Annotated in this window: 10 protein-coding genes and 1 tRNA gene; 8 read left to right on the top strand and 3 right to left on the bottom strand. The window is 52.5% G+C overall.

What is annotated here, in order from left to right:
• On the bottom strand, window positions 1-1,121 hold a 1,121-nt coding region (gene hemA / locus ACTF5Z_RS10105), incomplete at its 3' end, for a glutamyl-tRNA reductase (protein ID WP_438985521.1).
• A gap of 145 nt (window positions 1,122-1,266) precedes the next feature.
• Between hemA and ACTF5Z_RS10100 the strand changes: the two genes are divergently transcribed.
• From ACTF5Z_RS10100 to ychF, 8 genes are all read left to right on the top strand, one after another.
• Window positions 1,267-2,994 (top strand): tetratricopeptide repeat protein, encoded by a 1,728-nt coding sequence (locus ACTF5Z_RS10100; protein ID WP_438985520.1) that lies wholly within the window; start codon window positions 1,267-1,269, stop codon window positions 2,992-2,994.
• Window positions 2,994-3,503, top strand: coding sequence for a lipoprotein insertase outer membrane protein LolB (locus tag ACTF5Z_RS10095; RefSeq protein WP_438985519.1), 510 nt, complete (start codon window positions 2,994-2,996; stop codon window positions 3,501-3,503). The genes ACTF5Z_RS10100 and ACTF5Z_RS10095 overlap by 1 nt, the downstream gene beginning before the upstream one ends.
• Window positions 3,500-4,351, top strand: coding sequence for a 4-(cytidine 5'-diphospho)-2-C-methyl-D-erythritol kinase (gene ispE / locus ACTF5Z_RS10090; RefSeq protein ID WP_438985518.1), 852 nt, complete (start codon window positions 3,500-3,502; stop codon window positions 4,349-4,351). Before ACTF5Z_RS10095 ends, ispE begins: the two co-directional genes overlap by 4 nt.
• Before the next feature lie 9 nt (window positions 4,352-4,360).
• Window positions 4,361-4,435: transfer RNA gene (locus ACTF5Z_RS10085), tRNA-Gln, on the top strand.
• A gap of 63 nt (window positions 4,436-4,498) precedes the next feature.
• Entirely contained in the window at window positions 4,499-5,431 is a 933-nt protein-coding gene (locus ACTF5Z_RS10080) for a ribose-phosphate pyrophosphokinase (RefSeq protein WP_423850270.1), read from the top strand.
• A 67-nt stretch (window positions 5,432-5,498) separates the two neighbouring features.
• Window positions 5,499-6,131 (top strand): 50S ribosomal protein L25/general stress protein Ctc, encoded by a 633-nt coding sequence (locus ACTF5Z_RS10075; protein ID WP_438985517.1) that lies wholly within the window; start codon window positions 5,499-5,501, stop codon window positions 6,129-6,131.
• Window positions 6,132-6,158: 27 nt separating this feature from the next.
• The gene (pth, locus tag ACTF5Z_RS10070; RefSeq protein WP_423848725.1) at window positions 6,159-6,743 is read left to right on the top strand and encodes an aminoacyl-tRNA hydrolase; all 585 of its coding nucleotides are present in this window, start codon (window positions 6,159-6,161) and stop codon (window positions 6,741-6,743) included.
• A 17-nt stretch (window positions 6,744-6,760) separates the two neighbouring features.
• Window positions 6,761-7,855: a redox-regulated ATPase YchF gene (ychF, locus tag ACTF5Z_RS10065; RefSeq protein WP_438985516.1), complete on the top strand. Its 1,095-nt coding sequence runs from the start codon at window positions 6,761-6,763 to the stop codon at window positions 7,853-7,855.
• A 93-nt stretch (window positions 7,856-7,948) separates the two neighbouring features.
• Here ychF and ACTF5Z_RS10060 read toward each other — a convergent pair whose 3' ends face one another.
• Both ACTF5Z_RS10060 and ACTF5Z_RS10055 read right to left on the bottom strand, forming a co-directional pair.
• The gene (locus tag ACTF5Z_RS10060) at window positions 7,949-8,236 is read right to left on the bottom strand and encodes a hypothetical protein (protein ID WP_438985515.1); all 288 of its coding nucleotides are present in this window, start codon (window positions 8,234-8,236) and stop codon (window positions 7,949-7,951) included.
• A gap of 11 nt (window positions 8,237-8,247) precedes the next feature.
• Complete coding sequence (locus ACTF5Z_RS10055; RefSeq protein ID WP_438985514.1) at window positions 8,248-9,066, bottom strand: ion transporter; 819 nt, start codon at window positions 9,064-9,066, stop codon at window positions 8,248-8,250.
• Window positions 9,067-9,207 lie beyond the last annotated feature (141 nt).

Genomic DNA, 9,207 nt, shown 5'->3' with positions numbered 1-9,207 from the left:
TCAGGGTCGGCGCCTGCGCTAAGCTCTTTTCGAGCCCGTTCAAGCTCTAAATCGGTCAGTGCAACAGCCTGATCGCGGTAATATTTAATCCATGGCTTTGACGCATCGGCTCGTCGACTGCGAGTATAAAGCAGCAGTTCTTGATTAAGAATTTCGCGAGCTTTATTCGCTTCTGTTTCACGTTGCGCCCTATTTTGGTCAACAATATCGCGCAAATCGTCTACCGTATACAGGTACACATCGTGCAGTTCGGCAACCTCGGATTCCACATCGCGAGGCACCGCGATGTCAACGAATAACATAGGCTCATGACGCCGTTTCCGCAACGCCGTCTCGACCAAACCTTTACCGATAATCGGCAATTGGCTTGCCGTCGATGACACGACAATATCGACTTGTGGTAAAACCTCAGGCAAATCGCCCAAGACACAGGCCTCTGCACCTAATTGCTTGGCTAAACTTAGACCGCGATCGAGGCTTCGATTGGCAATGAGCATCCGATTTACGCCCGCTTGACGCAGGTGAGTACCCACTAACTCTATGGTTTCACCGGCGCCAACTAGCAACACATTGACACTGGCCATAGACTCATAGATGCGGCCCGCCAAATCGACTGCAGCGTAGGCGACGGACACAGGGTTTTCACCAATCGCGGTCTCGGTGCGCACGCGTTTAGCAGCAGCGAATACGCGCTGATACAGCCTATTAAGCACCGCACCCACCGTGCCACATTCACGCGCCAGGGCATAGGCCGATTTCAGCTGACCCAAAATTTGCGGCTCGCCAAGTACGAGGGAATCCAAGCCTGCGGCAACCTGCATGATATGCCCCACCGCATCGACATCCGTGTGCGAATAAAGATGGCCTTCAAGCTCACCAGCCGGCAACTGGTGGTACTCGTGCAGCCACTGGATCACGGCCTCCGGCTCAAGCGGCGACTCCGAATCGCGTGCCAGCAGCAATTCCGTGCGATTGCACGTGGATAGAATGCTGGCTTCGCTGTCTTGTAAAGACGCCAACTGCTGCACCGCGTCCGAAAGCTGGTCAGGACCAAACGCCACACGCTCGCGCACCGAAACGGCGGCGGAATTGTGGTTTAAACCGATCAACAACACGGACATCTGATCTACTCGTACACAGCGACATTGCAACAGCGCGCAAGTCTATCACAAATTCCTTCGTACTCTGCCCTACGAACGTGGGACACAGCCTAGGGATTACCCTATTATTGTGGCATTATTGACCAAAACGTATCGAGAATCGGCGATGAGACGAATTATCTCTGTCACAGTGTTAGCAGGCCTATTATCCGCCTGCAGTTCGGCGCCCGTACAGCAGCCGATTGCTGCAGCGACTGCAGATACCGTAAGTGCGATAGAACCTCAAATCATTCGTCGGGAAGTCCCTATACCCGATGAGCTGGTGTATGATTTTTTGCTCGCTGAGTTTGCCTTACGCCAAGGCGACTACCGGCAAGCTTTACGCCTATACCAAGACCTAGCAAAACAAGTTGATGACGTAGAGGTTTCAGCGCGCGCCACTCGCATAGCGCAATTCTTGGGTGACGAATCTGCCGTATCTGAGCTGGTAAAACGCTGGCTGGAGCAGGAGCCAAACAACCCCGAGGCGGGACGCCTAGCGGGCATCTTAGCACTGCGACGTGGAGCCGGGGCTACAGCCTTTGACTATTTTTACGACGCTGCACAAGAAGGTGCAATCGTTGACTTCGGCATGCTAGCAAGAGCCTACCCCGACCTAAGTTCTCCCGAACGTGAAATTCTAAAACAACGTATCGATGCCACTCTCGATGGCTCACAAGAGCGCTCCTTGACCTTTGCTCGCGCACTGATGGCCGCAGAAGATGGCGATAACGCGCGCGCGCTGACCTTTGTAAACGAATTACTGGCGGCTGAACCCCAAAACATTCAAGCCCTTATGCTACAGGCCCGCCTGCAACTGAGTCTTAAACACGAGAGCCCGCTCGAAGGGCTGGCCCAAGCGGTAAAAACCAATCCTAATAACGAAGCGCTGCGCCAACACTATGCGCAATTACTGGCGGGCACCGACGTATCGGCGGCCCGCACGCAATACGAAATTTTGTCGGCCGACCACCCTCGTAAAGGGGAGTACCTAATGGCCTTGGCGCTGCTAAACAAAGAGCTTAATGACTTTCTTGCCGCCAAAGCCTACCTGCGCCAGTGCCTGGCCCTAGAGCAACTTATCGATGAAGCCCACTATTATTTGGGCGAAATAGCCCAGCAAGAAGGCGCATTACAAGCCGCGATGGATCACTACCAGCAAGTAGGCGATGGCCAGCACTTTTTAATCGCCAGCCGCCGCGTGGCCGCCATGTTGCTGCAAACAAACCAGCTCGAAGAGTTGCATGCCTATTTAGAAAACCAACGCACTCGTTTCCCTCGCCGAGGCGAACAACTGTTCGCGCTCGAAGCCCAGGTCCTCAGCACGGCCGAGGAAGACAAAGCAACCGTGGAGCTTCTCAACAAAGCGCTAACGGTATATCCCAACTCCGAGTCATTGCGCTACGCCCGAGCAATGGCCGCCCAACGGCTGGGGAATTTGGCCCAGCTAGAGGCGGACCTTCGCATCATTTTGTCGATCAGCCCGAACAACGCGACTGTGCTGAATGCACTGGGCTATACCTTAGCGGATCAAACCGATCGCTACGAAGAAGCCTTCGAACTGATTTCAAAGGCGCTTGAGCTGGCGCCGGGCGAGCCGGCCATCCTCGACTCAATGGGCTGGGTTTTGTTCAAACTTGGCCGCCTGCAGGAGGCAGAGCAACAGCTACAATTAGCCTACCAACAAATGGAAGACCCCGAAATCGCCGCCCATCTCGGCGAAGTACTGATGGCGATGGGCAAAGCCGAAGAGGCAACCAAATTGTGGACGGCTGCCATAGAGGCGGCTCCGCAACATCAGGCGCTGATTGACACACTGAAACGTCTGCAACCTGCATTGCTCGCCACCCAATAATGCGCAAGCTCCTCACTGCTCTGTTGACGCTATGGCTGAGTGCTTGCGCCCAGCAACCCATAACACCCGCAGCCACAGATGCTACCCGCTGGTCAATGGACACCAAAATTGCCTTTTCTGGCCCGCAAGAATCGGGCTCGGGCTATGCCCATTTTGACTATACGCCGGGCTTGCTAAGTGGAGAGCTTAGCGGCGCCTTTGGCATTGGCAAAAGTCGCATAGACTGCAATCTGCGTTATTGCGATATGAGCACCAAGAACGGCGACAGTAGACTTTGGCTAGATCAGGGTAATCTCGAATTGGACGATGACGTATTGCTACCCATACACTTGCTTCCCGACTGGCTACTGGGTAACGACGCTGCCCAGACCCAAACACCAGACTGGCGTTTAGAGGTTAGCGCGTGGCAAGAACAACACGGTGTCCGCTTGCCCCAAAAACTTCGCCTATCGCATAAGAGTGGCAACACCCTAAAAATATTCATTGTGCGTTGGACGCCGCAAAAATGACCGCAAACGAGACTGCATTCGAGGGTGTATCGCCCGCCAAACTCAATTTGTTTTTGCACATTACCGGCCAACGCAGCGACGGCTATCACAACCTACAAACGGTGTTTCAACTACTTGATTGGGGCGATGACATTCGCATTAGAGCGAACCAATCAGCTGAGATTACTCTGACTTGTCCCAAGATACCGCTCGCACCCGAGCGCAATCTTGCCGTTAAAGCAGCTCTCGCCTTGCGGGCCCACACTGACAAGCTCGACCTGGGAGCGCACATCGAAATCGATAAACACATCCCGGACGGAGCAGGCCTTGGCGGGGGCAGCTCGAATGCTGCAAGTGTGCTTTTGGTACTCAACAAACTTTGGAAACTGGACTTAACAGCCGACACATTGGCGAAGATTGGTCGCGAATTAGGCGCAGACATTCCTGTTTTTGTGCACGGCCACAGCGCCTGGGCTGAGGGTATTGGCGAACACCTAACCTCAGTCAACTTGCCAGAAAAGGTATTTTTGGTAGTAAAGCCCCAAGTTTCGATTGCGACCGCTGAAATTTTTCAAACTAAGGAATTGACACGAGACACGCCCGCCATCACAATAGCGACCTTTTTTGAGGGGCGGTATCGGAACGACTGCGAAAGCGTTGTCTTCCAGAAGTTTCCAGAGGTCAAAGCTGTCGCTGAATGGCTTGGCCAATATGGAACGCCGCGGCTCACTGGAACCGGAAGTTGTGTATTTTTAGAGTGTCAATCTAGGGCACAAGCGGCTAAAATAGCGCAGCAAGTTCCAGCAGGCAGTCGGGCCTTTGTGGCACAGGGTGTGAACCAGTCACCCATCGTTACTGCACTGAAATAAACGAATAACTGGGGTGTCGCCAAGCGGCAAGGCACCGGGTTTTGATCCCGGCATTCGGAGGTTCGAATCCTCCCACCCCAGCCATTTTTGTGCGAACTCATCATCGCCCAATCAGCACCCAGAGGAAGCAACGTGTCCACTAGAATGATGGTTTTTGCGGGCAACGCGAATTTAGATCTTGCCCGTAAGGTTGCAAGCCGCCTGTATTTATCTCTTGGAAATGCCACAGTTAGCAGCTTCAGTGATGGCGAAATCGCCGTCGAGCTCAACGAAAATGTGCGCGGCAAAGATGTGTTTATACTACAACCCACTTGCGCGCCGACCAACGACAATCTGATGGAATTGGTCGTTATGATCGACGCACTGCGTCGAGCGTCGGCGGCACGGATCACCGCGGTCGTTCCTTATTTCGGCTACGCCCGTCAAGACCGACGCGTACGGTCTGCTCGCGTACCTATCTCAGCCAAAGTGGTTGCCGACATGATCGTCAACGTTGGCGTGGACCGCGTGCTTACCGTCGATCTTCACGCGGAGCAAATACAGGGCTTTTTTGCCTGCCCCGTTGACAATATTTACGCCTCGCCGGTACTTAACAGCGATATTGTTGCTTGCGGCTACAAAGATTTGATTGTGGTGTCGCCGGACATTGGCGGTGTTGTGCGTGCGCGCGCTATCGCCAAACAGTTAGGAGATGCGGATCTCGCCATTATCGATAAGCGTCGCCCCCAAGCCAATGAAGCACAAGTCATGAACCTAATCGGCAATGTAGAAGGCCGCACCTGCTTGCTGGTTGATGACATGGTCGACACAGCAGGAACGCTTTGCAAGGCCGCTGATGCGCTAAAAGAGCGTGGCGCCATCAAGGTAGTCGCTTACTGCACACACGCCGTTTTGTCGGGCAAGGCAATCGAGAATCTGCGAAATTCCAGCCTAGACGAGTTGATTGTGACCGACACCATACCGTTGACGGACGACGCCAAAGCCCTTGGCAAAATTCGCCAGCTAACCATCGCTGACTTGCTCGCAGAATCCATGCGTCGAGTCAGCAATGAAGAATCGATTAGCGCGCTGTTCGAGTAACAGCGTATTTTGAGCCCTTCTTTCGTATCGGTCGCAGGTACTTAAGAAGTTTATGAAGGAGAAGACTATGTCTGATCAATTTGAAGTAGCAGTATCTGCTCGAAGCGATATAGGGAAAGGTGCGAGCCGCCGCCTACGTCGCCTAGAGAACCTTGTACCCGGTGTTGTTTACGGCGGTCACAAAGACCCAGTAAGCGTATCGGTTGTATCAAAAGACATCGAAAAGTCACTGGAAAACGAGGCGTTTTATAGCCACGTTTTGACCTTGAATTTTGGTGATCACACCGAAAGTGCGGTACTGAAAGACCTGCAGCGCCACCCTGCCACCAACAAAGTGGTGCACTTAGATTTCTTGCGCGTTGTGGCGGGTGAAGCCATTAAAGTACAGGTGCCCCTGCACTTTACCAACGAAGACACCTGCAAAGGCGTCAAAATTGGTGGCGGCATGGTTCAACACCAGATGACTGAAATCGAAGTATCGTGCCTACCCAAAGACATCCCTGAGTTTATTGAGGTCGACATGGCCGATGTCGAAGTGGGCGCAATCGTTCACCTATCTGACCTGACGCTTCCTAAAGGCGTAACCTCGGTTGCATTAAGCCTAGGCGCAGACCACGACCTGGCCGTTGCCTCAGTAACACCACCTAAAGGTGGCGCGGCAGCCTCAGGTGACAGCTCGGACGAAGCTGACAGCGAGTAATCGCTTTATTTACTGGGCTTGCGCAGCATGACGATTCGCTTGATAGTGGGCTTGTGCAACCCCGGCACCCAATATGACCAGACCCGGCACAATGCCGGGTCTTGGTTTGTAGAGAGCCTAGCAAAACATCACAATGGCCAGTGGAAATCCGACTCCAAACTCTTTGGCCGCACCAGCAAAATAGTGATTGGCTCGCATGAGCTATTACTGTTATTACCAGACACCTTTATGAACCGCAGTGGCAAATCGGTCGCAGCCGCGGTAAATTTTTACAAACTGCAAAGCACGCAAGTGCTTGTTGTCCACGACGAACTCGATTTAAGCCCCGGGATTGCTCGCTTTAAAGACGGCGGAGGTCACGGCGGCCATAATGGTTTGCGCGATATTATCCCAGCGCTAGGTAACAAGTCAGATTTTCTGAGGCTTCGCATCGGCATTGGACACCCAGGCCACGCCAAAGCTGTCAGTAATTACGTGCTTAGCAAGCCCGACCAAGGCGACAAAACCGCCATCGAACAAATTATTCACGAGGCCGAGCAAGCACTGACTTACGTGCTTGCTGATGACCTCGCTAAAGCCATGAACCAACTGCACAGCATTGCAGTCAAGTAGCTTAAAGGATACTCAATATGGGTTTTAAATGCGGCATAGTAGGATTACCTAACGTCGGCAAATCTACACTTTTTAATGCGCTCACCAAAGCCGGCATTGATGCTGAGAACTTTCCCTTCTGCACCATCGAACCAAATTCCGGCGTAGTCCCTGTGCCCGACCCTCGACAAACCGAAATCTCTAAGCTGGTGAAGCCTGAGCGCGAAGTCTCCACAACGATGGAGTTCGTGGATATCGCCGGCCTAGTCGCTGGCGCCTCGAAGGGTGAGGGCCTAGGCAACCAATTTTTAGCAAATATCCGCGAAACCGATGCCATCGCGCACGTTGTCCGCTGCTTTTCCGACGACAACGTGATTCACGTTGCCAACAAGGTAAACCCTGCCGAGGACATCGAGGTGATTAACACCGAACTGGCGCTGGCAGATTTAGAGAGCTGCGAGAAGCAACTGCAAAAAGTGGTGCGCACGGCAAAAAGTGGGGATAAAGAAGCGGTCGCGATGAAAGCCCTTTTGGAGGACGTGTTACTGCCCCACCTCAACGAGGCCAAGCCCGTTCGCGCTTTGACCTTGGATGACAACCAGAAAGCCTTGGTGAAAACGCTGCATTTACTCACGGTTAAGCCAACCATGTACATCGCCAATGTCGACGAGGAAGGTGTTGACGGCAATGAATACGTCGACCAAGTAAAAGCGATTGCGGCAGATGAGAACGCGATTGTGGTCGTAATTTGCAATAAATTAGAGTCCGAGATCGCCGAACTTGAAGACGACGAGCGCGCCGAATTTTTGGCAGATCTTGGCATGGAAGAACCCGGACTTGATCGAGTGATTCGTGCCGGCTATCAGCTTTTGGGCTTACAGACCTACTTTACCGCCGGCGTCAAAGAAGTTCGTGCATGGACGGTTAAAGTGGGTGCGACAGCCCCCGAGGCGGCGGGCGTCATTCACACAGACTTCCAAAAAGGCTTTATCCGCGCTGAGGTTATTGGTTACAACGATTTTATTCAGTACAAAGGTGAAGCCGGCGCAAAAGAGGCCGGCAAATGGCGCCTCGAGGGCAAAGACTACATCGTCAAAGACGGCGACGTTATTCACTTCCGCTTCAACGTATAGCGACCTGGTGAGGCTGCCGCATCGAGCGGCGGCCTCAGTTGACACTAATTCCACCACTGATCCAAGGCGCACCACTACGCCACGCAAAGTAAACTAACGCTTTTGCTTTGCACTCCACTGAACGTGCCGCCGCACCGCATCATCCGCCAGCAGCAACTCTAGGGTATACAAACGCTTGCCCAGGGCCATTTCATCATAGAGCTTGTGAAGACCACGGTGACAAGGCTGGCAGATATCAATCCCCCTGTTCAAGTCCTCGCGACTGTAGTGCTTTTTGAAGCTTGTCCGCCTGTGTAGTTTGCGCGGGATTAGGTGATGAAAGGTCAGCTGCCTGCGAGCACCACACAGCGCACAAGGGCTAGATGTTACCAACTTAGCCATCACTGCCCCCCCTAAGGCACCTCAGAGCGCGCCTGCAGCAGCGATTTAATTTCCGCTAGCTCTGCCTTTAAATCCCGCAAGGTTGGCTCCCCTGCCGCCTCCGCCTCGGCTACCGCAATCTTTTTGTGCTCATCTTCCAAGACATTCACGACAATACCAATGATCATATTCAAAAACGCAAAGGCAGACAGAAATATAAAGCTCAAATAGTAAGCCCAGCTCAGCGGATACACCGACATCGTTTCATACATGACGTCAGTCCAATCCTCAAAGGTCATCACACGAAATAAAGTGAGCATACTGATGGCAATATCGCCCCAAAGCTCGGGATTAATTGCTGCAAAAAACGTGGCGCCCACGGCGGCGTAAATATAGAAAATAATAAACATCATCAGCATCACATAGCCCAGCTGTGGCAGTGCGACTAACAATGAGGTCAACAGGGTCCGCAACTCTGGGATGATGGATACCATCCTGAGCACTCTGAAAATGCGCACCAAACGCCCAATCAAGGCCAATTCGGAGTCCTCAATAGGAATAAGACTGACCACTACGATGACCGTGTCGAAGACATTCCAAGCATTCTTGAAAAATGTCCTTTTACTAGGATCACCTAAGAACCGAATGCTAATTTCAACCAAAAAGAATAAGGTAATTGCCCAGTCTAGGCCGACAATCACGGGCTGTGTCCATGCTGGCAAAGGATAGGTTTTAACGCCGATGATCAAGGCAGAAAAAACGATAATAGCGATCACCGAAAGCTCGAATAGTTTATTCGCGCGCAGCTTCGCAAAGCGCTGCTCTAATAGCGATAAAGATGCAGTAGACATAACAAGCAAACTCAGACCGAAGAGGTTGGTATTGTAGAAGCAGTACGAGAAAATGTCAGCGTGAAAAACACCTGAAAGGCTTGACAAAAAAGCGAAAAATCCGCACTATTCGCGCTCTCAAAAATGCCGCGCATTTTCGAG

Source organism: Aequoribacter sp. (assembly GCF_965659035.1).
Classification (GTDB): Bacteria; Pseudomonadota; Gammaproteobacteria; order Pseudomonadales; family Halieaceae; genus Aequoribacter.
Note: the sequence above shows the minus strand (reverse complement) of the source record. Positions and strands in the feature narration are given on the sequence as shown.